The organism is Promicromonospora sp. AC04, assembly GCF_003058225.1.
Taxonomy (GTDB): domain Bacteria; phylum Actinomycetota; class Actinomycetes; order Actinomycetales; family Cellulomonadaceae; genus Promicromonospora.
On the sequence record NZ_QBUG01000003.1, the window covers coordinates 231,731 to 257,311 of the forward strand.

The 25,581-nt window shown below is 68.3% G+C and carries 22 protein-coding genes and 2 tRNA genes; 15 read left to right on the forward strand and 9 right to left on the reverse strand.

Annotated elements, in window-relative coordinates:
• Nucleotides 1–22 precede the first annotated feature (22 nt).
• From trxA to C8K30_RS10155, 3 genes are all read left to right on the forward strand, one after another.
• Nucleotides 23–349, forward strand: coding sequence for a thioredoxin (trxA, locus tag C8K30_RS10145; protein ID WP_108492784.1), 327 nt, complete (start codon nucleotides 23–25; stop codon nucleotides 347–349).
• A gap of 165 nt (nucleotides 350–514) precedes the next feature.
• Complete coding sequence (locus tag C8K30_RS10150) at nucleotides 515–1,825, forward strand: PLP-dependent aminotransferase family protein (RefSeq protein WP_108492785.1); 1,311 nt, start codon at nucleotides 515–517, stop codon at nucleotides 1,823–1,825.
• Nucleotides 1,826–1,928: 103 nt separating this feature from the next.
• Nucleotides 1,929–2,966 (forward strand): D-alanine--D-alanine ligase, encoded by a 1,038-nt coding sequence (locus C8K30_RS10155; protein WP_108492786.1) that lies wholly within the window; start codon nucleotides 1,929–1,931, stop codon nucleotides 2,964–2,966.
• Nucleotides 2,967–3,053: 87 nt separating this feature from the next.
• Here the strand turns inward: C8K30_RS10155 and C8K30_RS10160 are convergent, their stop codons facing one another.
• Together C8K30_RS10160 and C8K30_RS31795 are read right to left on the reverse strand one after the other, a co-directional pair.
• Entirely contained in the window at nucleotides 3,054–4,328 is a 1,275-nt protein-coding gene (locus C8K30_RS10160) for a ParB/RepB/Spo0J family partition protein (RefSeq protein ID WP_108492787.1), read from the reverse strand.
• A 97-nt stretch (nucleotides 4,329–4,425) separates the two neighbouring features.
• Nucleotides 4,426–5,925 carry an AAA family ATPase gene (locus C8K30_RS31795; protein ID WP_369939689.1) on the reverse strand — a complete coding sequence of 500 codons (1,500 nt, stop codon included), beginning with the start codon at nucleotides 5,923–5,925 and terminating at the stop codon, nucleotides 4,426–4,428.
• A 1,034-nt stretch (nucleotides 5,926–6,959) separates the two neighbouring features.
• Here C8K30_RS31795 and C8K30_RS10170 point away from each other — a divergent pair.
• On the forward strand, nucleotides 6,960–7,457 hold the full coding sequence (locus C8K30_RS10170; RefSeq protein WP_108492788.1) for a hypothetical protein: 498 nt from the start codon (nucleotides 6,960–6,962) through the stop codon (nucleotides 7,455–7,457).
• A 109-nt stretch (nucleotides 7,458–7,566) separates the two neighbouring features.
• On the opposite strand, the gene rsmG is transcribed toward C8K30_RS10170, so the two are convergent.
• From rsmG to rpmH, 6 genes are all read right to left on the reverse strand, one after another.
• A complete protein-coding gene (gene rsmG, locus C8K30_RS10175; protein ID WP_233257095.1) occupies nucleotides 7,567–8,241 on the reverse strand; it encodes a 16S rRNA (guanine(527)-N(7))-methyltransferase RsmG in 675 nt (224 codons plus the stop codon).
• A 111-nt stretch (nucleotides 8,242–8,352) separates the two neighbouring features.
• On the reverse strand, nucleotides 8,353–8,907 hold the full coding sequence (locus C8K30_RS10180; protein ID WP_108492789.1) for a R3H domain-containing nucleic acid-binding protein: 555 nt from the start codon (nucleotides 8,905–8,907) through the stop codon (nucleotides 8,353–8,355).
• A gap of 12 nt (nucleotides 8,908–8,919) precedes the next feature.
• Nucleotides 8,920–10,086, reverse strand: coding sequence for a membrane protein insertase YidC (gene yidC, locus C8K30_RS10185; RefSeq protein WP_108492790.1), 1,167 nt, complete (start codon nucleotides 10,084–10,086; stop codon nucleotides 8,920–8,922).
• A gap of 80 nt (nucleotides 10,087–10,166) precedes the next feature.
• A complete protein-coding gene (gene yidD / locus C8K30_RS10190; RefSeq protein ID WP_108492791.1) occupies nucleotides 10,167–10,475 on the reverse strand; it encodes a membrane protein insertion efficiency factor YidD in 309 nt (102 codons plus the stop codon).
• Entirely contained in the window at nucleotides 10,472–10,849 is a 378-nt protein-coding gene (gene rnpA / locus C8K30_RS10195; RefSeq protein ID WP_108492792.1) for a ribonuclease P protein component, read from the reverse strand. The genes yidD and rnpA overlap by 4 nt, the downstream gene beginning before the upstream one ends.
• Nucleotides 10,850–10,853: 4 nt before the next feature.
• Nucleotides 10,854–10,991: a 50S ribosomal protein L34 gene (rpmH, locus tag C8K30_RS10200; protein ID WP_108493057.1), complete on the reverse strand. Its 138-nt coding sequence runs from the start codon at nucleotides 10,989–10,991 to the stop codon at nucleotides 10,854–10,856.
• 431 nt (nucleotides 10,992–11,422) lie between these two features.
• Between rpmH and dnaA the strand changes: the two genes are divergently transcribed.
• The 5 genes from dnaA to C8K30_RS31800 all read left to right on the forward strand — a co-directional run bounded on the left by dnaA (nucleotide 11,423) and on the right by C8K30_RS31800 (nucleotide 17,454).
• Nucleotides 11,423–12,859: a chromosomal replication initiator protein DnaA gene (gene dnaA / locus C8K30_RS10205; RefSeq protein WP_108492793.1), complete on the forward strand. Its 1,437-nt coding sequence runs from the start codon at nucleotides 11,423–11,425 to the stop codon at nucleotides 12,857–12,859.
• A gap of 643 nt (nucleotides 12,860–13,502) precedes the next feature.
• The gene (gene dnaN / locus C8K30_RS10210; protein WP_108492794.1) at nucleotides 13,503–14,636 is read left to right on the forward strand and encodes a DNA polymerase III subunit beta; all 1,134 of its coding nucleotides are present in this window, start codon (nucleotides 13,503–13,505) and stop codon (nucleotides 14,634–14,636) included.
• Between the two features lie 121 nt (nucleotides 14,637–14,757).
• On the forward strand, nucleotides 14,758–15,654 hold the full coding sequence (gnd, locus tag C8K30_RS10215) for a phosphogluconate dehydrogenase (NAD(+)-dependent, decarboxylating) (protein WP_108492795.1): 897 nt from the start codon (nucleotides 14,758–14,760) through the stop codon (nucleotides 15,652–15,654).
• 26 nt (nucleotides 15,655–15,680) lie between these two features.
• Nucleotides 15,681–16,919 carry a DNA replication/repair protein RecF gene (gene recF, locus C8K30_RS10220; RefSeq protein ID WP_108492796.1) on the forward strand — a complete coding sequence of 413 codons (1,239 nt, stop codon included), beginning with the start codon at nucleotides 15,681–15,683 and terminating at the stop codon, nucleotides 16,917–16,919.
• Nucleotides 16,920–16,938: 19 nt separating this feature from the next.
• Complete coding sequence (locus C8K30_RS31800) at nucleotides 16,939–17,454, forward strand: DciA family protein (RefSeq protein ID WP_108492797.1); 516 nt, start codon at nucleotides 16,939–16,941, stop codon at nucleotides 17,452–17,454.
• A gap of 149 nt (nucleotides 17,455–17,603) precedes the next feature.
• On the opposite strand, the gene C8K30_RS10230 is transcribed toward C8K30_RS31800, so the two are convergent.
• On the reverse strand, nucleotides 17,604–18,398 hold the full coding sequence (locus tag C8K30_RS10230; protein WP_132234577.1) for a hypothetical protein: 795 nt from the start codon (nucleotides 18,396–18,398) through the stop codon (nucleotides 17,604–17,606).
• Between the two features lie 568 nt (nucleotides 18,399–18,966).
• On the opposite strand from C8K30_RS10230, the gene gyrB reads away from it, so the two are divergent.
• The 6 genes from gyrB to C8K30_RS10255 all read left to right on the forward strand — a co-directional run bounded on the left by gyrB (nucleotide 18,967) and on the right by C8K30_RS10255 (nucleotide 25,573).
• Nucleotides 18,967–21,057, forward strand: a complete 2,091-nt coding sequence (gene gyrB, locus C8K30_RS10235) for a DNA topoisomerase (ATP-hydrolyzing) subunit B (protein ID WP_108492799.1) — start codon at nucleotides 18,967–18,969, stop codon at nucleotides 21,055–21,057.
• A 119-nt stretch (nucleotides 21,058–21,176) separates the two neighbouring features.
• Complete coding sequence (gyrA, locus tag C8K30_RS10240) at nucleotides 21,177–23,837, forward strand: DNA gyrase subunit A (protein ID WP_108492800.1); 2,661 nt, start codon at nucleotides 21,177–21,179, stop codon at nucleotides 23,835–23,837.
• Nucleotides 23,837–25,105: a DUF3566 domain-containing protein gene (locus C8K30_RS31225; protein WP_233257098.1), complete on the forward strand. Its 1,269-nt coding sequence runs from the start codon at nucleotides 23,837–23,839 to the stop codon at nucleotides 25,103–25,105. The genes gyrA and C8K30_RS31225 overlap by 1 nt, the downstream gene beginning before the upstream one ends.
• Nucleotides 25,106–25,256: 151 nt before the next feature.
• Nucleotides 25,257–25,330: transfer RNA gene (locus tag C8K30_RS10250), tRNA-Ile, on the forward strand.
• Between the two features lie 35 nt (nucleotides 25,331–25,365).
• On the forward strand, nucleotides 25,366–25,485 hold the full coding sequence (locus tag C8K30_RS31230) for a DLW-39 family protein (protein WP_233257099.1): 120 nt from the start codon (nucleotides 25,366–25,368) through the stop codon (nucleotides 25,483–25,485).
• A gap of 12 nt (nucleotides 25,486–25,497) precedes the next feature.
• Nucleotides 25,498–25,573, forward strand: a tRNA-Ala gene (locus tag C8K30_RS10255).
• Nucleotides 25,574–25,581 lie beyond the last annotated feature (8 nt).

Genomic DNA, 25,581 nt, shown 5'->3' on the forward strand with positions numbered 1-25,581 from the left:
GCCACGAACAAGGAGATGCTGGATGAGCACCATCAAGGTCACCGACGACACCTTCAAGACCGAGGTCCTCGACTCTGACATTCCTGTCTTCGTCGACTTCTGGGCCACCTGGTGCGGCCCGTGCCGCATGGTGGCGCCGATCCTGGAGGAGCTTTCCGACGAGTACGAGGGCAAGATCAAGATCGTCAAGCTCGACACCGACGAGAACCGCCAGACCGCCATGGACTACGGCATCGTGTCGATCCCGACGCTCAACGTCTACAAGGGTGGCGAGGTAGTGAAGTCGATCATCGGTGCCCGCCCGAAGCGCGCACTGACCGAGGAGATCGACGAGGTCCTCGCGGGCTGATCGCCCCACGCACCGCGCAGCAGAGCGTGTGTCCGGCCCACCTGGTCACGTCACCGGGTTCTGGTGCCGGGCACGCGCTCTTCTCGTTTCGGAGCCGCGTAATCTCACCGTTTCGCCACGAACGGCTACTGGGTCGCACACCGGCTGCGTGCGACACTGGGCCGCGTGAACGAGCTTCCCGAGACTGCCGGTAACCGCCTCGACCCGTGGTTCGGTTCGTACGCGGCGCGAGCGCACGGCATGCGCGCCTCGGAGATCCGGGCACTCTTCTCGGTGGCGAACCGACCCGAGGTCGTGTCGCTGGCAGGCGGGATGCCATACCTTGAGGGCCTGCCGCTCGACGTCATCGCCGACACCATGCAACGCCTCATCGCCACCAAGGGCACCACTGCCCTGCAGTACGGCTCGGGCCAGGGCGAGGAGGTGCTCCGCGAGCACATCACCCAGGTCGTCGCCCTCGAGGGCGTCTCCGCCCACCCCGACGACGTCGTCGTCACCACCGGCTCGCAGTCTGCGCTCGACCTCGTGACCCGCATCTTTGTTGACCCGGGCGACGTCGTGATCGCCGAGGCGCCGTCGTACGTCGGGGCGCTGGGCGTCTTCCGGTCCTACCAGGCCGACGTCGTCCACGTCCCGCTCGACGCCGACGGCCTCGTCCCCGCCGAGCTCGACGCGACGCTCACGCGGCTCGCTGCCGAGGGCCGACGCGTGAAGTTCCTCTACACCATTCCGACGTTCCAGAACCCGGCCGGGGTGTCGCTGTCCGTCGAGCGACGTCCGCAGGTCCTGGAGATCTGCCGCCGGCACGGTGTCCTCGTCGTCGAGGACGACCCGTACGGCCTGCTCGGGTTCGACGACGAGCCGCTGCCCGCTCTGCGCTCCTACGACGCCGACGGCGTGCTGTACCTCGGCTCGTTCTCCAAGACGTTCGCCCCCGGCTACCGCGTCGGCTTTGTCATCGCGCCGCACGCGGTGCGCGACAAGCTGGTGCTCGCGAGCGAGTCGGCGGTCCTGTCACCGTCGAACGCCTCGCAGCTCGCCGTGGCGACCTATCTCGAGACGTGCGACTGGAAGGCCCAGATCAAGGCCTACCGTGAGATGTACCGCGAGCGGCGCGACGCTCTTGTGGGCGCGCTGGGCGAGCACCTCCCGAGCGCATCGTGGAACGTGCCCAACGGCGGGTTCTTCGTGTGGGTGCGGCTTCCCGACGGTCTTGACTCCCGCGCGATGCTGCCCCGCGCGGTCACCGCGCGCGTCGCGTACGTCCCGGGCACCGCCTTCTACTACGACGGCAGCGGCTCCGACCACATGCGCCTCTCGTTCTGCTTCCCTACGCCGGAGCGCATTCGCGAGGGCGTGCGCCGACTGGCCGGCGTCGTGAACGGCGAGTCCGAGCTGGTGCAGATCTTCGGCACGTCCGCACGGCCCGACCCTGACACCGACGACGTCGAGAACCCTGCGCCTGACCTGGCGTGACACGGCCGATCCGGGTCAGATGCGGGAGTCACCCGGTGATCCACGCGTCTGACACGATGGCAGCTGACCCGTTGACCATAGATCCCGACCGAGTGAGTCCTCGATGACCAGTTCTGCCCCTGCCCCGTCCGCGCCGGCGTCGTCCGGTGCTCCCGCCGGCTCGCCCTCGGCCCCTGCCGGACCTGACGACCGCCATGGCGCACCCCTGGTCGTCGTCCTCGCCGGGGGCCTGTCGCACGAGCGGGACGTATCCCTCCGGTCCGGACGTCGGGTGGCCGAGGCGCTGCGCGCCACCGGCCTGGAGGTCGTCCTGCACGACGTCGACGCCGATCTCCTGGCGTTCCTCCGCAAGACCCGGCCCGACGTCGTCTGGCCCCTGCTGCACGGAGCCTCCGGCGAGGACGGCTCGGTGCGCGACGTGCTCGACATGGTCGGCCTGCCCTACGTCGGCACCGGCCCGCGCGCGAGCCGCATGGTGTGGAACAAGCCGATCTCGAAGGCCGCCCTGCTCGACGCCGAGCTCGCGACGCCGGACTACGTGACGCTCCCCCAGAGCCTCTTCCGGGATCTCGGGGCACAACCGGTGCTCGACACGATCGTGCGGCGCCTCGGGCTCCCGCTGGTGGTGAAGCCGACCGAGGGCGGCTCCGCGCTCGGCGTCACCGTCGTGACCCGCGCCGAGGACCTGCCCCGCGCGATGGTGGAGTGCTTCGCCTACGGCGAGACCGCGCTCATCGAGCAGGCGATCGACGGGATCGAGCTCGCGGTCAGCGTGATCGACGGCCCGTCCGGGCCGGAGGCCCTCCCCGCGGTGGAGATCGTCGCCGAGGGCGGATACGACTACGCCGCACGTTACGTCGCCGGCGAGACCGAGTTCTTCGCGCCGGCCCGTCTCACCGAGGAGCAGACGGCCCTCGTGTCGGACGCCGCGGTGCGTGCCCACCGTGCGCTGCACCTGCGGCACCTCTCCCGCACCGACATGATCCTCGACCGGTCCGGCACCGCCCAGATCCTCGAGGTCAACGTCGCGCCGGGGATGACTGAGATGTCACTTCTGCCCCAGGCCGCGGCAGCCAGCGGGCACCACCTGCCCACGCTGTACCGCACGATCATCGATACGGCCCTCGCGCCCGCGCGATAGCGGGCAGCGGCCGCTACGCAAACGGCTCCGGGCCGGCATCCCCGCTGTGGGGGCGCCGGCCCGGAGCCGTTTGCGTGTACCGGCGCGTCAGGCGTCGGACGCAGGCTTGAGCAGGCCTCGCTCCTCTGGTGCCATGACGTTGAGGATGCGGTTGAGGTCCTCGACCGAGGCGAACTCGACGGTCATGCGGCCCTTGGTCTTGCCGAGCGCCACCTTGACTCGTGTCTCGAAGCGGTCGGAGAGCCGAGTGGCCAGCTCGTCCACCGCCTCGCTGCGCGTGCCGGCTCGCGGTGCCTTGCGCGTCTTGGTGCTGCCGCCGTCGGACTCGGTGAGCATCACGATCTCCTCGGTCGCACGGACCGAGAGCCCTTCCGACACGATGCGCTGCGCAAGCCGCTCGATCTCCGCGCCGTCGCTCAGGCCGAGGAGGGCGCGCGCGTGACCGGCCGACAGCACGCCCGCCGCGACGCGACGCTGTACCAGCGGGGGCAGGCGCAGCAGGCGCAGCGTGTTCGAGATCTGCGGGCGGCTGCGCGCGATTCGGTTGGCGAGCTCCTCGTGCGTGCAGCCGAAGTCGTCGAGCAGCTGGCGGTAGGCCGCCGCCTCTTCGAGCGGGTTCAGGTCGGAGCGGTGCAGGTTCTCCAGCAGCGCGTCCCGAAGCATGTCGCCGTCGTCGGTGTCGCGGATGATCGCCGGAATGGTGACCAGCTCTGCCGCCTGCGTCGCGCGCCAGCGGCGCTCACCCATGATGAGCTCGAACTCACCGGGGTGCTCCTTGTCGGGGCGGACGACGATCGGCTGAAGGACGCCGATCTCCTTGATCGACTCGACCAGCTCATCGAGGTCGCCCTCGTCGAAGACGGACCGTGGCTGCCAGGTGTTCGGCCGGATCGCGGTGACGGGCAGCTCGGCGAAACGCGCTCCGGGGACGGGAACGAGTTCCGGTGTTTCACGTGAAACGCCGTCTGCCACATCCTGCTCGCGGCTGAAGAACGTGTCGTCCAGCGCCGAAGCGCTGCTGCCCTCCCCCGCCTCGTTGGAGACCGAGAGCCGGCCGTTGGCGATCGCGGAGTCCCACTTCACCGTGCTCGGGCGAGGACCCGCGTTCTTGACAGCCTTCTTCTCCGAGGAAGATTCCGTCGAAACCGTGCTTGCGGAGATGGTGCTCACCGGGACCTCGTCCGTCGGGGCGAGTGCCGGTGACGGCCGCTCCTCGACGACGGTGGCGACGGAGCCGCCCAGCGCGCTGTCCGCGCCGTCCGACTCACCCAAGCCTCCACCGGGAACCTGATCGTCCAGCTCAGGACCCGTGGGGATCAGGGCGCCCAGGCCCCGCCCGAGCCCTCGTCGCTTCGCACTCATCGTGTCTCCTCGTCGGTTCCGGTCCAACGCCGAGCGCGGACGGGCTTCGTCTCCATCATCACGGGGTGCATCTCTCCCCGTTCATCACTGCGGACCATCAGTCCTGTGCTCCGACTGGCTCAGCCTTCATCGCGCGCCGGGGGCTGGAACCGCCCTGGCCGCGCTCCGCCAGCTCACGGGACGCCTGAAGATACGCGAGTGCGCCCGTCGATGTCGCGTCGTACGTCATCACCGTCTGCCCATAGCTCGGCGCCTCCGAGATTCGCACCGATCGCGGAATCGTCGTCTTGAAGGTCTCAGCCGGGAAGTGCGACCGCACCTCGCCCGCGACCTGCTGCGCCAGGTTCGTACGACCGTCGTACATGGTCAGCAGGATCGAGGAGACGCGCAGCTCCGGGTTGAGGTGGGAACGGATCAGGTCGATGGTCTTGAGCAGCTGGCTCAAGCCCTCGAGTGCGTAGTACTCGCACTGGATGGGGATGAAGACCTCGCGGCCCGCCACGAACGCGTTGACCGTGAGCAGGCCGAGGCTCGGCGGGCAGTCGATGAGGACGTAGTCGATCCGCTCCTCACCCGCTGCGACGCGATCGGCGAGGTACTTGTCGATCGCCTTGCGGAGCCTCGTTTCACGTGAAACGAGACTGACGAGCTCGATCTCGGAACCCGACAGGTCGATCGTCGCCGGCACGCCCCAGAGGTTCGGGACGTCCGGGCACTGCTGCACGGTGCTCGCCAGAGACTCCCCCTCGACAAGGATCTCGTAGACCGACGGCGTCCCCGCGCGGTGCTCGATGCCGAGAGCCGTCGAAGCGTTCCCCTGAGGATCGTTATCGATGACGAGCACGTTCAGACCGGACTGCGCCAACCCGGCAGCGACGTTCACAGTGGTCGTCGTCTTGCCGACGCCACCCTTCTGATTCGCGACCGTGATGATGCGGGTCTTCGAAGGGCGAGGAAACTTCCGCCCCTGGAGTTCGATGCGCCGGCGAGCATCCATTGCGAGCTCGGCGGCGACAGGAGTGGTTTCGTCAACGGCAGGGACGGTTGCGATGAGGGCCGACCGCCGCTCGTCATCGCTACCGTGCGGGCCGTCCGTGGGCTGCTGAGTGCCATTCGGCGTCTGCACGGACCCGGGTGTTTCACGTGAAACACCGGGAGCGGAGAGGCTCTGCACAGGAATCGGATCCGTCACGCGGACACTGTAATCGCTGGCCGCGTCATCTGGCTCGGACTCCGGCTCAGTTTCTTCGCCGAAATGTGTGAATTCCGCATCGACGAAGGCCACCGCCTCGTCGTCGTCGATCATCGTGGAGGATCCGATCACCGCAGGGGCGGCGTTCACCGCCGCGTCGAGCGCTTCGCTCGCCCGCTTGATCGCATCCACCGGGATTGGGCGATCCGAAGGCAGCTCGTCCATGAGATCGGGATCCTCGCCCGTAGCGCCCGCCGCGTCATCCTCGGCCGCTACGTCCACTGCCGAGTCCAGGGCACTCGCCACGTCGTCGACCTCCACTCCCTCTGCCACGTCGGTGGCCTCCTCTTGCCCGGCCGGCGCCACCTGCGTGACGGACTCGATCAGCTGGCTCAGCACGGCCACGTTCTTTCCTTCGGGATCGGGACGGTCTTGGCCCCAGACCTGGTCGCGAGGTCCGGCACTCACGATCTCGGACTGAGGTGGTGCCATGTCTTCGGACGACGGGACATCCGCAACCTCCGGGGCGTTCACCGCCGTTGGCGCAGTGGCTGGCGCGCCTTCCCCCGCGGGCTCTCCATCGCCCCGCGTCCCCGACGTCTCTGCTCGTCCTGGGATCGCACTCGCCTCGGTCGCTTCGTCCTGCGGCTCGGGTGCGGGTGCGGGTGCATCCATTGTCTGCTTCTCCGCCACCACGTCGGCGCCTGACGCCGGCCGATCGGTCAGCACGGCCACGGATGCCGCCGATGTGGACTCGGGCGCCATCTCAGTTCCGGACCCCTCCCTCGTGGAGGGCCGTTCCGAGGCGGACAAGTCAGGCTCCGCTGCCTTCGCGACCGGCGCCGCAACAGGCGCAGCTGCCGCTACTCGCTTGGACTTTCGTCTGAAGAAGCACACCTGTGTAACGCTACGGTCGCGTGCCTGCTCAAGCGTGTCGAAACGCCGACCCCGAGGGGATCAGATCCGGTGTTCGACCCGAAACCTGCCTTCCGCTCCTGGTTCGACTTCACCGAGCCCCAGTTCGACACTTTCCTGGCCGCTCCCCACAGGACAGGCCCCGCGAGGCACTCGCCCGTTTCACGTGAAACGGTCGCACTCTGAGTCCGTTGCTCTTCCCGGGCAGGGGTGGCTTCCCGGGCCGGATCGGATGGCGCGGTCCCGACCGTTTCACGTGAAACGGAACCCAGCACCCCGCACGAAGCAGATCCAGTCCGCAGCCGTCGATCTCAGCACCTCGCCCCAGCGTCGGCCCGACGTCGGCCGGGCGTCGGCCGGGCGTCGGCCCGACGTCGGCCGGACCATAGCGAGTGCGATTGGCCGGGCCGACGCCGGCCTGGCCAATCGCACTCGCTATGGCCGTTCTGATATGTCCCGGTATATCGGCGCACCACATATCCTCGATACGCCCAGGCACGTCTGACTCCACGCAGGGAGGCGTCTTGTCCAGACCCATCACCCGAGCCACCGCGCTGATCACAGCGTTCACGGCCGCACTCGTGCTCGCCTTCGCAGCGCCGGCCAGCGCTGCCACATTCCTCACCCACGCCCAGGCCACCAGTCAGCTGACCGCGGCCGGCATCAGCTGGACGTCGAGCGGAGGATGCAGCGACCGCAATGTCCCCACCTGCACCTCGTTCGAACAGGTGCGGCAGACGACGATCGACGGGATCCGAACTCTCCGCTCGGCCAGCGGATGCGCCATCACGATCACCGGCGGCACTGAGACCGGGCACTCCAGCGGCACCTACAGCCACTGGAACGGCTACAAGCTCGACATCCGCCCGACCACGTGCATCGACAGCTACATCACCAACAACTTCACGTACGTCGGGTACATCTCCGGCTGGGGTTATCAGTACCGCTCTGGCGCCGGGAACCTGTACACCGACGAGGGCAACCACTGGGACATCCTCTATTACAACTGCGGCGGCTGCTGACGACACAGTCCCCCGCCGGGCACACGCAGGCCCACCAGAAACAAGAACGGGAGCGGTCGCCCTCAGGCGGCCGCTCCCGTTCCACGTGAAACATCGCTCCCGGAGGGAGCTACTTCCCCCGACGCACTCGAACGATGGTCGTCGACTCGACACCCGCCACGGTGGTTCCCTCCAGGATCTCCGGGTCACCAGCGGCGTACTTGCGCAGGACCTTGCGCGCCGGCTCAACCTCCTGCGCGACATTGCGCCCCTTGAGAATCACCATCTCACCGCCCACCCGGACGAGAGGCATGCTCATGCGGACCAGCTTCGAGAGCGCCGCGACCGCCCGGGACGTCACGGCATCGACCTCGAACGCACCGTGATACTCCTCGGCCCGCCCACGCTTCACCTGCACGTTCGTCAGCCCGAGCTCCGTCACGACCTCCGCGAGCCACGTCGTTCTCCGCTCCATCGGTTCCACGAGAATCACCTCGAGGTCCGATCGCATCACCGCGACCACCACGCCGGGCAGCCCGGCACCCGACCCGATGTCCGCAACGGCGCCCGTCGTCGGCAGATACGGCACCACGGCAGCCGAGTTCAGGATGTGCCGCTCCCAGATGCGGGGAACCTCTCGGGGGCCGATCAGCCCTCGCAGCTCCCCCTGGTCACGGAGCAGCTCCGCGTAGTGCGCGATGCCGTCGTACGCGTCACCCAGGTGCGCCCTGACCGCATCGCTCGCGCCGAGCGTCTCGGCGTCGGGCACTCCAGCGATGGAGCCGAACTCCTCCTGACCTGCCACGTCCGAACCTTCCACGTCCGTCCTCCACTTGCCGTCGAATAGAAGCCAAACACACCGAGGGCCGGTACACGTCCTCGGGACGCGCACCGGCCCTCGGCCGAAACCAGTGGCTCAGTCGTTGACCGCAGCCGGCGTCTCCGCAGGCTGGACCACCACAAATCGCTCAGGCTCTACACCCCGCGAGTCGCTGACCAGCCCTGCTGCGGCGACGGCGTCGTGCACGACCTTGCGCTCGAAGGCATTCAGCGGTTCGAGCTCGACCTCCTCGCCAGAGGCCCGCACCTGCTCGACCGCTTCGCCGGCGATCCGGGTCAGCTCTACCCGACGCGCCGCCCGATAGCCGCCGATATCGAGCATCAGGCGACTCCGCTCCCCCGTGCGGGTCTGCACGGCCAGGCGCGTGAGCTCCTGCATCGCGTCGAGCACCTCGCCCTCGCGACCGATCAGGTGCGTCAGCGACTTGGGGTCGTCGGCGACCACCTCGACCGCGGCGCGGTCATGCTTGATGTCCAGATCGATGTCGCCGTCGAGATCGGCGATGTCGAGGAACTCCTCGAGGTAGTCCGCGGCGATCTCGCCCTCCTCCTCGAGGCGCTTGGTGCGGTCCTCCGGATCCACGACCGGAGCCGCGGGATCGGGCGCGGCCGTACCTGTGCTCGCGTTCATCGCGTCTTCCTCCTACTTCTTCTGCTTGCGCTTGCCCGACGACGCCGGGGTCGACCCGGGCGTGCCGGACTGCTTGGGCTTCGAGCCGGGCTGCTTGCCGGGCGTAGCACCGGTCTGCTTGCCTGGCGTGGTGCCGGTCTGCTTGGGCTTGGGACTCGGCTGGTTCCCGGGCGCCGCGTCAGGTGCGTCCTGCGGCGCCGACTGCGCGATGGCCGGGCGAGGGGGCAGCGCACCCTTCTGCCGGCTCTTCCGCTTCGGCTGCACCCGCTGGCCGCTCTTCGGCTCCTCGACGACGGGGGTCTCGTCCTCGATGACCCCGCCGTTCTTCGTCGCCCGCTTCGCAGCCTTCGCCGCCTGCCGCTCCTTCATCTGCTTCTCAGCGACGGAGCCGGGCGTCGGCATCCGCCTGATCGTGTAGTACTGCTGGCCCATGGACCACAGGTTGGTCACCGTCCAGTAGATCAGCACACCGACCGGGAAGTTCACGCCGGAGATCGCGAAGACGATCGGCAGCATGTACAGCATCATCTTCTGCGTCTGCGCCATCGGGCCCTCGAGGGCCGACGGCGGCATGTTCTTCATGGTCAGCTGGCGCTGCGTGGTGAAGGTCGTGACGCTCATCGCGACGATGAGCACGATCACCACGATGCGCGAGGTCATGGAGTCCGTCTGCAGGAAGACGTCGCTCAGCTGCGCGCCGAAGAGGGTCGACGACTCGATGTCACCGGCGACCGAGCGGGTGATCGGGCCGATGGGGTCCGCGGTGCCCTCGGAGATCTGCTTGAGGCTGTTCAGGACCCGGAACAGCGCGAAGAAGATCGGCGACTGCAGCAGGATCGGCATGCAGGAGGCGAACGGGTTCGTCCCGTGCTTCCGGTACAGCTCCATCGTCTCGCGCGTCATGTTCTCGCGGGACGCCGGGTCCGTCTTGCCCTTGTACTTCTTCTGCACGGCCTGCAGCTCGGGCTGGATCATCTGCATCCCGCGCGAGGCCTTGATCTGCTTGAAGAAGAGCGGGATGAGCACGATCCGGATCACGATCACCAGGGCGACGATCGACAGGACCCAGGCCGTGCCGGGACCTGAGGACATGCCGAGCGTCGTGAAGAGCCAGTGCGACCCGTAGATGATCCAGGCGACGACCCATTCGATCGGCCAGAGGAAAGCGAAGAAGTCCATCGGTCAAGAAGCTCCAGAGTCGGTAACGCAAAGTCTGCGGTGGGTGCGGGTGTCGTGTCAGCGGCACGGCCCGGGGCAGGTCAGCCCTCGGCGTGAGTGTGCGCGCCGCGCGCGGGCGGCACGTCGTCGACACCGCCGAGACTCCACGGGTTGCACCGCAGCAGCCGCCACAGCGCGAGACCCAGCCCGCGCAGCGCACCGTGGCGCCGCAGCGCGATCAGGGCGTACTGCGAGCAGGACGGGTAGTACTTACAGCTCGGAGGGCTCATCGGGCTGATGAACGCCTGGTAGAAGCGGACCATCCCCACGAGGATGGTGACCGGAAGCCGACCGATCAGCGAGGGCTCCCGCAGCGGTGCCTCACCCTCGGGTGCGGGGATGGTCGTCATCTCTTCCCGTCTCCGGATGCGCGTGCGACGGCGCGGCGTAAGCACGAGTTGAGGTCGCGATCGAGGTCGGCGTACGTGGCGCCGGCCGACGGCGGAAGTGCACGCACGACGGCCCGGGCGGAGCTGGGCAGCACTGACAGCTGCCCTGACGCGGCAGCACGGAGCCGGCGCTTCACCAGATTGCGCTGCACGGAGTTACCCACAGCCTTGGAAACGACAAAACCGACCTGTGGAGTTCCCGATCCTGGGTCCGAGACGTTTTCGTCCGATATCAGGAGGTGAACCACCAAGGTCGATCGACCTGCACGCGTGCCGCGACGCACCGTCCGCTCGAAGTCGACGGAACGGCGCAGACGGTGCGCCGCGGGCAACATTGGCTCAGGCTGAGAGCTCGGCGCGACCCTTGCGACGGCGGTCCGCCAGGATGGCGCGGCCGGCGCGGGTGCGCATGCGCAGCCGGAAGCCGTGGGTCTTTGCACGACGGCGGGTGTTCGGCTGGAAGGTCCGCTTGCTCACGAGGTACTCCAAGAACGTCGGGGTAGGCACACCGTCTGTCCTCGACGATGCAGTGAATGGTGGCCGTTCAGTACAACAATCGGCCGAGCCGACCCGGGGCCTGGTCCACTGGTCGCAGCCGACGTCAGAGGACGTGGCTCGAATCCATGTATGGGCGCGCAGAAGTACCTGGAACGGCTGTCTGACGTTACGCCGCCGGGACCCTCCGGGTCAAACCAGAACCGCAGGATCATGCGTGTCGGACGCGCCACATCGTGCAGCTCGGCGAGCCTCAGGGATGCCTCCACGGCCCGCCCGCGTACCACTTACCCAGCCACGATCCGCACAATCCACAACCTGTGGACAACTGTGTGGACGGTGCTCCATCATGGCAGACTCCAACACACCCCCAGCACCGCGCACCACCCCGCGTACGAGACTAAGGAAAGCCAGTGGCCAACCCGGACGAGAACATCGGCGACGTCTGGGCACAGACCCTGACGGCGCTCGAGGCCCGGCCCGACATGAGCCCCCGGCAGCTCGCCTTCATCCGTCTCGCCAAGCCGATGGCAGTGCTCGACGACATGGTGTTCATCGCCGTCCCCCACGAGCAGACGCGCACCTACCTGGAGACGGCGGTCCGTGACGACCTGGTCTCTGCCATGTCCTCGGTGCTCGGTCGCGACGTCCGCTTCGGCATCACCGTTGATCCGGAGCTGAGCAGCAGCACTCTCGCCGGCCCGTCGCAGATCTCCGGCCCGGCCGCGCTCTCCCTCGAGCACGAGCCCCCGGAGCCCGAGCAGGCGCAGATGCCCATCGCGCCCCAGCCTGCACCCAAGCCGTCGGCCGAGCCCACCAGGCTGAACCCGAAGTACATCTTCGAGACGTTCGTCATCGGCTCGTCCAACCGGTTCGCGCACGCCGCGGCCGTCGCCGTGGCCGAGGCTCCGGCCAAGGCGTACAACCCGCTCTTCATCTACGGCGACTCGGGACTGGGCAAGACCCACCTGCTGCACGCCATCGGGCACTACGTCCACAACCTCTATCCACACATCCGCGTGCGGTACGTGAACTCCGAGGAGTTCACCAACGACTTCATCAACAGCATCGGCGAGGGCAAGGCGGGCGCGTTCCAGCGCCGGTACCGCGACGTCGACGTGCTCCTCATCGACGACATCCAGTTCCTGCAGGGCAAGGAACAGACGATGGAGGAGTTCTTCCACACCTTCAACGCGCTGCACAACGCGAACAAGCAGGTCGTGATCACGTCCGACGTCCCGCCCAAGCAGCTCAACGGGTTCGAGGACCGGCTGCGCTCCCGCTTCGAGTGGGGCCTCATCACCGACGTCCAGCCCCCGGACCTCGAGACGCGTATCGCGATCATGAGGAAGAAGGCCGCGAGCGAACACCTCGACGTGCCTGCCGATGTCCTCTCCTACATCGGCTCCCGGATCTCGACGAACATCCGGGAGCTCGAGGGCGCGCTGATCCGTGTCACCGCGTTCGCCAACCTGAACCGGCAGCAGGTGGACCTGGCACTCGCCGAGATCGTCCTCAAGGACCTCATCACGGATGACGACGACACCGCGGAGATCACTCCTGCCGTCGTCATCGCACAGACCGCCGCGTACTTCGGCCTCACCATCGACGACCTGTGCGGCTCGTCACGGTCTCGCGTCCTGGTGACCGCCCGACAGATCGCCATGTATCTGTGCCGCGAGCTCACGGACCTGTCGCTGCCGAAGATCGGCCAGCAGTTCGGCGGGCGCGACCACACCACGGTCATGCACGCGAACAAGAAGATCGCCGGTCAGATGGCGGAGCGTCGCTCGACCTACAACCAGGTCACCGAGCTCACTAGCCGGATCAAGCAGCAGCAACGCGGCTGAATCGCGGGTCTGCGGGGCCTTCGCCGCCTCAAAATAGGACATCGCTCCCGGTTTCCACGCCTGTCCCCACCCCTGTGCACAACGTGACCTGTGCGCAGGGGTCTTGCGTATACGCACCTCCACAGGTCTATCCACATGCGGATCCCCGGAATCTAGAGGCTCCGTTCTGCTCGTCCCCAGCGCTGTGGACACAATCTGTGCAGAACTCGGCCCAGAGCGCTGACCTGCCCATACACACCTGGGGACAAGCCTGTGGACGGGTGTGGATGAACCCCCGATATCTGTGGGCAGGTACCCCCGAATCGGTGGACAGCCTGTGTGTAGAAACTGGCCCTCCACAGGGGTCCCCAGTTCATGCACAGATCGACCCACAGCTCCTCCACAGGAGAAAATGGCCCCTGACCTGCGGAAAGACACGATTTCCCCAGTTTCCACAACACCGACTACTACTACGACATCTATCTCTAAGGGGGAATCCACACGCCTTCATCAGGCGGTTCGAGCGCTCGGCACACCACTTCGAACACTAGTACTAGACCCCTCGAGAAGTCCATCCACAGGCCCGCCCTATCGAGTGCCGCCCGGTCGCCAACTCGCGTAGGGTTTCCCTCGACAGTCCAGGAACAAGAGGAGATGCAACGGCATGAAGTTCAGGGTCGAGCGCGACGTCCTCGCCGATGCCGTGACATGGACCGCTCGCACGCTCCCCACGCGCCCGCCGGCTCCGGTGCTTGCCGGTGTCCGGATCGAGGCCGATGCGCAGGGCGTGATCAACCTCGCGAGCTTCGACTACGAGACGTCTGCGCGGTCCGAGATCCCCGCTGAGGTCGCGGAGCCCGGCACCGTGCTGGTCTCCGGGCGGCTGCTCGCCGAGATCTCTCGCGCGCTGCCCAACAAGCCTGTGGACGTTGCCCTCGAGGGCAACAAGGTGATCGTCACCTGCGGCGCCAGCCGGTTCACCCTCCTCACCATGCCTGTGGACGAGTACCCCGCGCTGCCCGGCCTGCCGGAAGTCAGCGGCACCGTCTCGGGCGACGCGTTCACCCACGCGGTCGCACAGGTGACCGTCGCCGCCAGCCGTGACGACACCTTGCCCCTGCTGACCGGCGTACGTGTGGAGATCGAGGGTGAGCGCATCACCCTCCTGTCGACGGACCGCTACCGACTCGCGCTGCGTGAGCTGACGTGGACGCCGGCCACCCCGGGCTTCTCCGCGGTCGCGCTCGTGCGCGCACGCACGCTGAACGACGTCTCCAAGTCGCTCGGCTCGGGCGGCGGCCTCGTGAACGTCGGCTTGTCCACAGGCCAGGGTCTCGACCTTGTGGGTTTCGAGGCCGGCGGCCGACAGACCACGTCCCAGCTGGTCGACGGCGACTACCCCGCCGTCCGCCGGCTGTTCCCCGACAGCACACCAATCCACGCCGTCGTCGCGACCGCTCCCCTGATCGAGGCCGCGAAGCGCGTGAGCCTTGTTGCGGAGCGCAACACGCCGATCCGCCTCTCGTTCAGCGAGGGTCAGGTCGTGCTGGACGCCGGGCAGGGCGACGACGCACAGGCGTCGGAGGCGCTGGAGGCTGTGCTGGTCGGCGAGGACATCGCGGTGGCGTTCAACCCCCAGTTCCTGCTCGACGGGCTGGGCGCGCTGGGCACCGACTTCGTCCGGCTGTCCTTCACGCACCCGAACAAGCCGGTCGAGTTCACGGGTCAGGGCAGCCTGGACGGCGAGGACGACTCCGCCTACCGGTACCTGCTGGTCCCGATCCGGTTCACCGGCTGACGGTCCCGGGCTCGCCCCCGTGGGGTCGAGGCTCGGCAACCGCAGCCACAGCATCGTCAGTCTGCATCAAGGACGGCCGCCACGAGCGTGCTCGTCGAACGACCCAGGAGGATTCACGCACATGGTCACCCACATCGGCCTGGTCGGCCTGGGGAAGATGGGCAACAACATGCGGGCCCGTCTGCGCAAGGGCGGTATCGAGGTCACCGGGTTCGACCCGCGGCCCGAGGTGTCCGACGTCCCGACGCTCGCCGACCTGGCCGCCGCGCTCCCGCAGGAGAAGCGGGTCGTCTGGGTAATGGTTCCGGCGGGAGAGCCGACCCGGGGCGTCCTCGACGAGCTCGGTGAGATCCTGGCCGAGGGCGACATCGTGATCGAGGGCGGCAACTCGCACTACGTGGAGGACCAGGAGCGGGCCACGGAGCTCGCCAAGAACGGCATCGGGTACCTCGACGTCGGCGTGAGCGGCGGCGTCTGGGGCCTCGAGAACGGGTACGGCCTGATGGTGGGCGGTGCGGCAGAGGACGTGGAGAGCGTCATGCCGGTCTTCGACGCGCTGCGCCCCGAGGGCCCCCGCGAGGAGGGCTTCGTCCATGCGGGCGGCGTCGGCGCCGGCCACTACGCGAAGATGGTCCACAACGGCATCGAGTACGGCCTCATGCAGGCGTACGCCGAGGGTTACGAGCTCCTGGCCGCCAAGTCGGACCTCATCACCGACGTGCACGGCACCGTGCGGGCGTGGAGCCGCGGCACAGTCGTGCGCTCCTGGCTCCTCGACCTCATGGTCAAGGCACTCGAGCAGGACCCGAAGCTTGCCCTGCTCGACGACTGGGTCGACGACTCCGGCGAGGGCCGCTGGACCGTGGACGAGGGCATCGACATGGCCGTGCCGCTTCCCGTGATCTCCGCCGCGCTCTTCGCGCGGTTCGCCTCCCGCCAGGAACAGTCGCCGGCCATGAAGGCCGTGGCCGCGCTGCGCCAGCAGTTCGGCGGGCACGCGGTGAAGTCGGCGGAGTAGCGGCCGGGACGTACGATCACCTACCGATGTACGTCTCCCACCTCTCCCTGCTGGACTTTCGGTCGTACGCGTCGGCCGACATCGAGCTCGAGCCCGGAGTCAACGCCTTCGTAGGGCGCAACGGACGGGGCAAGACCAACCTCGTCGAGGCGATCGGCTACGTCGCGACCCTGGGTTCGCACCGCGTGGCCACCGATGCGCCGCTCGTTCGGTCGGGTGCGGACAGAGCCGTCGTGCGGACACGGATCGTGCGGGGCGACCGGGCGAGCACCGTCGAGGTGGAGATCACCCAGGGCAAGGCGAACCGCGCACGGATCAACCGCGGCCAGCCGGTGCGGGCGCGAGACGTGCTGGGGGTGCTGCGCACGGTGCTCTTCGCGCCCGAGGACCTCGCACTGGTGAAGGGCGACCCGGACGGCCGACGGCGGTTCATGGACCAGCTGCTCGTCCTGATGATGCCGCGGCTGTCCGCCGTGCTCTCCGACTACGAGCGGGTGCTGAGACAGCGTTCGGCACTGCTCAAGTCGGCGCGGGCGACACGTCGTTCGGGCGGTTCGTCGCGGTCTGACAGCGCGGCGGCGGCCGAGCTGGCGACACTCGACGTCTGGGACGCCCGGCTGGCCGAGCTCGGTGCCGAGATCCTGTCGCTGCGGGTCCAGCTGGTCGACGCGCTCCGTCCCGCGGTCGCCGCCGCGTACGAGCAGGTGAGCGACGCCGACGGGCACGCGGAGATCGCCTATCGATCGTCGCTGCCAGCGCTCTCGCCGGGTAATCCACCGGAGTTGTCCACAGGCTCTGGGGATAACTTTTCGGACGTCGGACACCTCCGTGACCTGCTGTTGGAGGCTCTCGTCGCGGCCCGGCCGCAGGAGCTCGAGCGTGGAGTCAGCCTTGTCGGCCCCCACCGGGACGACCTCGTCCTGACCCTCGGCGGGCTGCCCGCCAAGGGTTACGCGAGCCATGGCGAATCCTGGTCGTTCGCGCTCGCGCTGCGGCTCGCGTCGTTCCGGCTCCTGGGCGGAGATCCGCAGAATTCGGCGGATTCACCCGCTTTCTGGGACCCCGATCTGGGCACCGACGCGGATCCCGTGCTGATCCTCGACGACGTGTTCGCCGAGCTCGACGTTCGGCGTCGGGAACGGCTCGCGGAGCTGGTGCTCCCCGCCCGCCAGGTGCTGGTGACGGCGGCCGTGCCCGAGGACATCCCCAAGGTCCTCGACGGCGTACGGTTTCACGTGGAACCCGGGACGGTGACCCGTGACTGACGAATCTCCACAGGGGCCTGTGGATAACTCTGAGCCCAGTCTGACCCCGGCGTCGGAGGTGGCACGTGCCGCGCTGAACCGCGCCAAAGCGGCGGCTCGTGCCCGGGGGCTGCGGCCCGGATCGCCCTCGCGCCGCTCCCCCCTGGCAGAGCCCCGTTCGAGTGGATCCGGGCCCGGTGCGCGGGATCCGCAGCTCCTCGGTTCGGTGGTGGGCCGGCTCCTGCGCGAGAAGGGCTGGACCGAGGACGTGTCGGTCGGGGGAGTCATGGGCCGATGGCGCGAGGTCGTAGGCCCGGAGATCGCCGACCACTGCACGCCCGAGACCTTCGAGGACAAGGTGCTCGTGGTGCGCGCCGACTCGACGGCCTGGGCCACCCAGCTCCGGATGCTGGCGCCGACGCTCATCCGGCGCATGGCGGAGGAGATCGGTGAGGGCGTCGTCGAGGAGGTCACGGTGCTCGGGCCGGCCGGACCCGGGTTCCGGCGCGGGCCCCGGTCCGTGCGCGGCCCCGGCCCACGGGACACCTGGGGCTGACGCCGCGGGCCGCGTCCGACGGCCCAGGTGCACCGCTACGGGGCTCGTAGGCGAGAGCCTCGGCGGGAACGGCAAAAGGGCTCCCCGGCCGAAGCCGGGGAGCCCCTCTTGGCTCAGCTACGCCGTAGCGTCAGCCAGGAGTCACTTGCTCACGCGTTCGACATGCGCTTGCGGGCCCAGACCAGTGCGATGCCACCGGCGGCGAGCAGCGCGGCGAACGCGATGGCGCCACCGACGGTCGCACCGGTCGCGGCGAGCACCGGGGGCTCCTCGGCCGAGGGGCTGGGGGAAGCCGACGGCTCGTCGACGGGGGCCACGGAGGCCTCGTCGCTCGGCTCTACGACCGGCTCGCTCGGCTCGGGCGCGGGCTCGCAGTTCTCCTCGATGACGACGAGCTCGGTCGGCAGCAGCGCCGTGCCGTCGTCCTGGAGCAGGTAGGCACCCAGGTCCTCGGGGAATGCGAAGGCGTCCGAGTTGAGCGTGGCGATGATGCCGAGGTCGGACTTGGAGTAGGTGATCGCCTCGGTGTTCTCCGGCAGGGCGACGTCGTCGAGGCTGGCGGCGCAGCCGGACACGATCTCGGGGGTCAGCGGGGACACGACCTCGGCGGGCGGCGGCGTCTGGCAGACGCCGATCGAGCCAGAGTCTGCCCAGTCGAACTGGTCGCCGTCATACGCGTCGACGGTGACGGACCACTCGTGCGCTGCGTCGAGCGCGAGGCCGTCATAGAGCCCCTGGAACCCATCCGAGAACTCGGCGTCCTCGACGGTCGCGCCGTCGATGACAACCGTGACCTTGGCCCCGGAGTAGTACTTGAGGTCCACGTTCACCCATCCGCAGTCAGCGGAGACGTTGGGGGTGTGCGCAGACGCGGGAGCGGCTCCAGCGATCATGCCGCCGAAAGCCAGTACGGCGAGAGTTCCGCCGGCGAGAAGCTTCTTCACTCTGGTTGCCCTTCGAAGAGAGACTGTGCGCGCAGGCGCGCGTGTGACCGGTCGGCGCCATTAGAGCAGAAAACGACAAATCAACGAAATGTCACCTTCTGTGCGCAAATTTTCTGACCTCCGACAGGCACGGACATGACCATTCGAGGGAAAACTTGGCCGCCTCGGACCGGCTGCCGCACGGGTGTACGAGGGCCTCGTCGGCGACCCGGCGTCGGGCTTCGCCGAGAGGGTCGAACGAGGCCCCGATCGAGGGCCTGGAGGCTGTCCCGGAACCCCTTCAGGACCCCAAAAATCACCCTGTGGAGAAAGGTTGTGGAGGACTGGCTACAAACAGCCTCGGATCCCGGGTTTTCGCCGCTCAGAAGGTAGTATGAGGGGGTCAACCGCGCCGGGTTCCCAGGATCGTCCTGAGGACCCGGAACGCTGAGCACCGACGAGCCGTCGGACAGTACGTCAGCACCCGAGCAGGGCATGGACCCCTATGGGTTCGAGCCGCTCGTGCAGCCGCTGGTACGTCCGTCGTCGTGCACATCGTGTGCCTGAAAGACGAGGAGCAACCCCGCCCGTGACAGAGCGAATCGACGGCGGCTACGACGCCGGGAACATCACAGTCCTGGAAGGTCTCGAGGCCGTTCGTAAGCGACCGGGCATGTATATCGGATCAACTGGTGAGCGTGGGCTTCACCATCTTGTGTACGAGATTGTGGATAACGCTGTGGATGAGGCCCTCGCGGGCCACGCCACGGAGATTGACGTGCGCCTCATGGCCGACGGCGGAGTGCGCGTCACCGACGACGGCCGAGGCATCCCGGTCGCGATGCACCCGACCGAGGGCAAGCCCACGCTCGAGGTCGTGATGACGATCCTGCACGCCGGCGGCAAGTTCGGCGGCGGCGGCTATGCCGTGTCCGGCGGCCTGCACGGCGTCGGCATGTCCGTGGTGAACGCGCTGAGCTATCGGTTCGTCTCGGAGGTGCGTCGCGACGGGTTCCACTGGCGCCAGGAGTACACCGAGGGCGGCAACCCGATCACCGGCGTCGAGAAGCTCGAGCCGCTCGGCCCCGAGGAGCACACCGGCACCACGCAGACGTTCTGGGCGGACGGGACGATCTTCGAGACCACCGAGTACGACTTCGAGACGATCCGCGCCCGGTTCCAGCAGTACGCGTTCCTGAACAAGGGCCTGAAGATCACGCTCACCGACGAGCGAGCGGGTCACTCCTCCGCTACGGACGAGGTAACGGGCGCAGAGCCCGAGATCGCGGCCGACGGCGTCGAGGAGGTCGCCGGGGCCGACGGTCAGCTGGACGCCGAGGGTCTGGTCCAGGACCAGGGCCAGGAGCCGGGAAGCTGGCGCACCGTCACGTACAAGTACGACGACGGCCTCATGGACTACGTCCACCACCTCAACTCCGCGAAGCGGGTGGAGCTCATCCACCCCGACGTCATCTCGTTCGAGAGCGAGGACAAGGAGCGCAAGATCGCGGTCGAGGTCGCGCTCCAGTGGACCAGCGCCTACAGCGAGTCGGTGCACACGTTCGCGAACACGATCTCCACCACCGAGGGCGGGACGCACGAGGAAGGCTTCCGTGCGGCGATGACCACGCTGGTCAACAGCTACGCGCGGGACAAGGGGATCATCAAGGAGAAGGACGACAACCTCACGGGTGACGACATCCGCGAGGGCCTCACCGCCGTCATCTCCGTCAAGCTCGGCGAGCCGCAGTTCGAGGGCCAGACCAAGACCAAGCTCGGCAACACGGAGGCCAAGACCTTCGTGCAGCGCGTGGTGCGCGAGCAGCTGGTCGACTGGTTCGACGCCCACCCGAACGAGGCGCGCGACGTGATCCGCAAGGCGATCCAGGCCTCGCAGGCCCGGATCGCGGCGCGCAAGGCACGCGAGGCCACCCGCCGCAAGGGCATCCTCAACGGCGGCGGCATGCCGGGCAAGCTCAAGGACTGCCAGTCGCGGTTCCCCGACGAGTGCGAGATCTACATCGTCGAGGGCGACTCGGCCGGCGGTTCGGCGGTGCGCGGGCGCAACCCGCACAACCAGGCGATCCTGCCGCTGCGCGGCAAGATCCTGAACGTCGAGCGGGCGCGCCTCGACAAGGCGCTGTCCAACGCCGAGGTCCAGGCGCTGATCACGTCGTTCGGCACGGGCATCGGCGAGGACTTCGACATCTCGAAGCTGAAGTACCACAAGATCGTGCTCATGGCCGACGCCGACGTCGACGGCCAGCACATCTGCACCCTGCTGCTCACGCTGCTGTTCCGGTACATGCGTCCGCTGATCGAGCACGGTCACGTGTACCTCGCGCAGCCGCCGCTCTACCGGATCAAGTGGAGCAACGCCCCGCACGACTACGTGTACTCGGACCGGGAGCGCGACGCGTTCCTCGAGGCCGGCGCCGCGCAGGGCAAGCGAATCCCCAAGGACAACGGAATCCAGCGCTACAAGGGCCTGGGTGAGATGGACTACTCCGAGCTCTGGGACACCACGATGGACCCGGACCACCGGACGCTGCTGCAGGTGACCATGGACGACGCGGCCGCGGCCGACGAGATCTTCTCGGTCCTCATGGGCGAGGACGTCGAGTCCCGCCGCACCTTCATCCAGCGCAACGCCAAGGACGTGCGTTTCCTCGATATCTGAGGAGAGAGCTCGCGAGCACCGGCCCGATCGCCCCACCCGGGCGGGCGGCGTCGGGCACGGAAATGGTGGCCCAGGAGACGAAGTGACACGCCTGTCGGCGTGGAAAGGAAGTACAGACGGTGACGGACGAGACCCCCGGCGTGGAGAGCTCCGACGACGGCATTCCCATCGACGAGGCGCGGGTCGCGGTGCATCATGGCCGCGTCGAGCAGGTAGACCTGCAGCTGGAGATGCAGCGGTCATACCTCGACTACGCGATGAGCGTGATCGTGGGCCGCGCGCTGCCCGATGTGCGCGACGGCCTCAAGCCCGTGCACCGCCGCGTCATCTACGCGATGTACGACGGCGGGTACCGGCCCGACCGCGCGTTCTCCAAGTGCTCGCGCGTGGTGGGCGACGTCATGGGCAAGTACCACCCGCACGGTGACACCGCGATCTACGACACCCTGGTGCGCCTGGTCCAGGACTGGGTGCTGCGCTACCCGCTGGTCGCCGGCCAGGGCAACTTCGGCTCGCCGGGCAACGACCCCGCGGCCGCGCCGCGGTACACCGAGTGCAAGATGGCGCCCCTCGCGCTGGAGATGGTGCGCGACATCGAGAAGGGCACCGTCGACTTCCGGCCCAACTACGACGGCCGCACGCAGGAGCCGGTGGTCCTTCCGGCGCGCATCCCGAACCTGCTGGTCAACGGCTCGGCCGGCATCGCCGTCGGCATGGCCACGAACATCCCGCCGCACAACCTCCGCGAGGTGGCCGACGGCGTGCGGTGGCACCTCGCCCATCCCGAGGCCACGCGCGAGGAGCTGCTCGAGGCGCTCATGGAGCGCATCAAGGGCCCGGACTTCCCGTCGGGGGCTCAGATCCTGGGCCACAAGGGCATCGAGGACGCCTACCGCACGGGCCGCGGCTCCATCACGATGCGGGCGGTGGTGAGCGTCGAGGAGATCCAGAACCGGATCTGCCTGGTTGTCACCGAGCTGCCGTACATGGTCAACCCGGACAACCTGGCGTCGAAGATCGCGGACCTCGTCAACGACGGCCGCATCCAGGGGATCGCGGACATCCGCGACGAGACGTCCGGACGTACGGGCCAGCGCCTGGTGATCGTGCTGAAGCGCGATGCCGTGGCGAAGGTGGTGCTGAACAACCTCTACAAGCACACGCAGCTGCAGGAGAACTTCAGCGCGAACATGCTCGCGCTGGTCGACGAGGTGCCCCGCACGCTCAGCGTCGACGCGTTCGTGCGGCACTGGACCACGCACCAGATCGAGGTCGTGCGCCGGCGCACCGAGTACCTCCTGAAGGAGGCGCAGGACCAGATCCACATCTACGAGGGCTATCTCAAGGCCCTCGACGCGCTCGACGAGGTCATCGCGCTGATCCGCCGCTCCCCCGACGCCGACGAGGCGCGGACGGGCCTGATGGACCTGCTGACCATCGACGAGCAGCAGGCGAACGCGATCCTCGCGCTGCAGCTGCGCCGTCTGGCGGCCCTGGAGCGGCAGAAGATCCTCGACGATCACGCCAAGCTCCAGACCCAGATCGACGACTACCTGGACATCCTCGCCAAGCCGGACCGTCAGCGGTCCATCGTGGGCGAGGAGCTCGACGAGGTCACGGAGCGCTGGGGCGACGAGCGTCGCACGACGATCCTCCCCTACGACGGCGACATGTCCATGGAGGACCTCATCCCCGAGGAGGACGTCGTCGTCACGATCACGCGCGGCGGCTACGCCAAGCGGACGCGGACGGACAACTACCGCTCGCAGAAGCGCGGCGGCAAGGGTGTGCGCGGCACGCAGCTGCGCGAGGACGACATCGTGGACCACTTCTTCACGACGACGACCCACCACTGGATGCTGTTCTTCACCAACCTCGGCCGGGTCTACCGGGCCAAGGGCTACGAGCTGCCCGAGGGCGGCCGGGACGCGAAGGGCCAGCACGTCGCGAACCTGCTGGCCTTCCAGCCCGGCGAGAAGATCGCCCAGGTGCTCGACATCCCCGACTACGAGGCCGCCGAGTACCTGGTGCTGGCCACGCGTCGCGGGCTCGTGAAGAAGACCCGCCTGAGCGAGTACAACTCGCCGCGCACGGGCGGCCTCATCGCGATCAACCTGCGGGAGGACGCCGACGGCGACGCGGACGAGCTGGTCTCGGCCCGCCTCGTGAACGCCGACGACGACCTCATCCTCGTGTCGCGCAAGGGCCAGTCGATCCGGTTCCACGCGGACGACGAGTCCATCCGCCCGCTCGGCCGCGCCACCTCCGGCGTCACCGGGATGAAGTTCCGGGAGGACGACGAGCTGCTGTCCGCAGCGGTCGTCATCGACGGGGCAGACCTCTTCGTCGTGACCGAGGGCGGCTTCGCGAAGCGCACCCGCATCTCGGAGTACCGGATCCAGGGCCGGGGCGGCCTCGGCATCAAGGTCGCGAACCTGGTGGAGGCTCGCGGCGACCTGGTCGGGGCGCTCGTCACCCACTCCGACGACGAGGTCCTGGTCATCATGGAGCGCGGCAAGATCGTGCGCTCGGCGGTTGCCGAGGTCAACCTCACAGGCCGGAACACGCAGGGGGTAACCTTCGCAAAGCCGGACAAGGGGGACAGGATCATCGCCGTCGCGCGCAACGCGGAGCGTGAGGACGCGGGCGATGCGACGGGTGCCGTGGACGAGAACTCCGACGACGATCCTGCTGAGCGGGTTACCGTGGAAGAGATTCCGACCCCCGACGAAGTTCCGAGCACCCCTGAGCAGGACAGCACCGGACGCGAGGACAGCTGATGACGAGTGACAAGAACGGGCCCGTGCGCACCGCGACGCCTGCTCTCGAGGACGACCTGGAGATCACCCGGGATCGCAAGGCCCTGACCGAGGACAAGGCTCCGGCCGAGACCCCGGGCACCAAGCCGGCAGGGGCCGGTTCCGGGAATGGCTCCGCGTCGAACGGGTCGTCGACGGCCAAGAAGGCCGACGCCGACACCACCTCGAGCAGCGAGGCGTCCACGACCGGCGGGGACAAGGGCGGTGACGCGCTGCCCGAGCCGATCGTGATCGCGTCGCCGAAGGCGGGCGAGCCCAAGCCGGGGACCAAGCCCCCGGCACCGCCCGCACCTGGCGAGCCGGGTCTGGCCGTTCCCACGACGGGCGGGGTCTGGCGGTCTGCATACGAGGCGGGCCGCCCGGGCAAGGAGCCGAAGCCGCCGCAGCCCGCGCCGTCGGCGAACGGCGAGCCCAAGGCCCCTCCGGGTCTCGTCTCGGCGATCGGGCGGGCGTCGGCGAAGACCGACGCCCCCGCGCCGCAGGACACCCCCGTACCAGGGCCTGACGCGAGCACGAAGTCGTGGAACCGGGTTCCGGCGCCCGGGGCACCGGCGAGCGTTCCGGTTGCCGCCCCCACGGGTGCGGCGGACGGCGTGAAGGCCGGCGCGATGAAGGCGGCCCAGGCTGCCCTCGACGCGGCCCGCAGCGCGGCGAAGAAGGTGTCGTCAATCATGCCCGACGACGAGAGCCAGACGGCGTCGGCCCCGAGCGAGGCGAAGCCGAGGCCGGACATGCACTACACGGCGGCGGGCGTGCGCGGCACAGCGACCCCGGTCGGTGCGCCGGCTGCCGGTGCGTCGGGACAGCAGGCGCCGGCACACCCGGCGTCGACCCCCACGCCGGAGGTGCCGCGTCCGGCTCCGGCCGGCCCGCGCCGGGTGCGCCTCGCGGTCTCCCGGGTGGACCCCTGGTCCGTCATGAAGCTGGCGTTCCTGCTGGCGGTCGCGATAGCGATCATGACGGTGGTCGCCACCGCGGTGTTCTGGTCCGTGCTGGACGGCTTCGGCGTGTTCACCACGGTGCAGAGCTTCGTGGAGGACGCCGTCGGGCCGCAGAGCAACGTGAACCTCACGCAGTTCGTGGAGTTCCCCCGCGTCATCTCCCTCGCGACCCTGATCAGCATCTGCAACATCGTGCTGCTGACGGCGATCGCGACCATCATGGCGTTCCTGTACAACATCACGGCGGCACTCGTCGGCGGCGTCCACATGACGCTCACCGACGACTGACCGACGTCTTATCGGCGTCACCCAGAGCGTTCCCGTGCGCCCTCGCGCACGACTCGATGCACGTCACACCGCGGACCGCGATTTCGGTTTGGGACATCGTCCCTACCTGGGGTAATCTCCAGTGTCGCGTGAGCGTGCGGAACGCTCGCCCGGGGCTATAGCTCAGACGGTTAGAGCGCTTCCCTGATAAGGAAGAGGTCGGAGGTTCAAGTCCTCCTAGCCCCACTCCCGGACCTGCAGAGGCTCCCCAGGAGGAACTCGTGAAGAAGCTGCTCGTAGTGCTGCTCGCGGTGGGCGCCGGCTACGTTCTCTGGCGCAAGCTGAGTGAGGACGCAGCGGGGCGTGATCTCTGGTCCGAGGTGACCGACTCGATCGACTGAGCGGCCCTCAGCGGGGCCATGGCGCAATTGGTAGCGCACCTGCTTTGCAAGCAGGGGGTTGCGGGTTCGAGTCCCGCTGGCTCCACCACCTGACCG

Excerpts from the sequence above, each read along its gene's own strand:
- dnaN (WP_108492794.1), top strand. The coding sequence starts at position 13,503 with ATGAAGTTCAGGGTCGAGCGCGACGTCCTCGCCGATGCCGTGACATGG.
- C8K30_RS10160 (WP_108492787.1), bottom strand. The coding sequence starts at position 4,328 with ATGAGTGCGAAGCGACGAGGGCTCGGGCGGGGCCTGGGCGCCCTGATC.
- yidC (WP_108492790.1), bottom strand. The coding sequence starts at position 10,086 with ATGGACTTCTTCGCTTTCCTCTGGCCGATCGAATGGGTCGTCGCCTGG.
- yidD (WP_108492791.1), bottom strand. The coding sequence starts at position 10,475 with ATGACGACCATCCCCGCACCCGAGGGTGAGGCACCGCTGCGGGAGCCC.
- C8K30_RS10180 (WP_108492789.1), bottom strand. The coding sequence starts at position 8,907 with ATGAACGCGAGCACAGGTACGGCCGCGCCCGATCCCGCGGCTCCGGTC.
- C8K30_RS10155 (WP_108492786.1), top strand. The coding sequence starts at position 1,929 with ATGACCAGTTCTGCCCCTGCCCCGTCCGCGCCGGCGTCGTCCGGTGCT.
- gnd (WP_108492795.1), top strand. The coding sequence starts at position 14,758 with ATGGTCACCCACATCGGCCTGGTCGGCCTGGGGAAGATGGGCAACAAC.
- C8K30_RS31225 (WP_233257098.1), top strand. The coding sequence starts at position 23,837 with ATGACGAGTGACAAGAACGGGCCCGTGCGCACCGCGACGCCTGCTCTC.
- trxA (WP_108492784.1), top strand. The coding sequence starts at position 23 with ATGAGCACCATCAAGGTCACCGACGACACCTTCAAGACCGAGGTCCTC.
- recF (WP_108492796.1), top strand. The coding sequence starts at position 15,681 with ATGTACGTCTCCCACCTCTCCCTGCTGGACTTTCGGTCGTACGCGTCG.
- rnpA (WP_108492792.1), bottom strand. The coding sequence starts at position 10,849 with ATGTTGCCCGCGGCGCACCGTCTGCGCCGTTCCGTCGACTTCGAGCGG.